General features: G+C 47.9%; 1 rRNA gene. It reads left to right on the top strand.

Going from position 1 to position 639, the window contains the following annotated elements:
• Positions 1 to 639: ribosomal RNA gene (locus AC27I2_RS19690) — 23S ribosomal RNA — on the top strand; the annotation flags it as partial.

The raw sequence follows: 639 nt of genomic DNA, 5'->3' as shown, positions 1-639 counted from the left end.
TGTGTTAATGGAAGGCTCTGGAAAGTGCCACGATACAGGGTGATAGTCCCGTACATGAAAAGACATTTTAAGTGAAATCGAGTAGGTCGGAGCACGTGAAACTTTGACTGAATATAGGTGGACCATCATCTAAGGCTAAATACTCCCAACTGACCGATAGTGAACCAGTACCGTGAGGGAAAGGCGAAAAGAACCCCTGTGAGGGGAGTGAAATAGAACCTGAAACCGTGTACGTACAAGCAGTAGGAGCCCACTTGTTGGGTGACTGCGTACCTTTTGTATAATGGGTCAGCGACTTATATTTTGTAGCGAGGTTAACCGATTAGGGTAGCCGTAGGGAAACCGAGTCTTAACTGGGCGAATAGTTGCAAGGTATAGACCCGAAACCCGGTGATCTAGCCATGGGCAGGTTGAAGGTTGAGTAACATCAACTGGAGGACCGAACCCACTAACGTTGAAAAGTTAGGGGATGACCTGTGGCTAGGAGTGAAAGGCTAATCAAACCGGGAGATAGCTGGTTCTCCCCGAAATCTATTTAGGTAGAGCCTCGGACGAATACTTACGGGGGTAGAGCACTGTTAAGGCTAGGGGGTCATCCCGACTTACCAACCCTTTGCAAACTCCGAATACCGTAAAGTA

The sequence above is a fragment of the Pseudoalteromonas sp. NH0006-46 genome (assembly GCF_057547735.1).
This window is presented reverse-complemented; position numbering and strand designations above follow the sequence as displayed.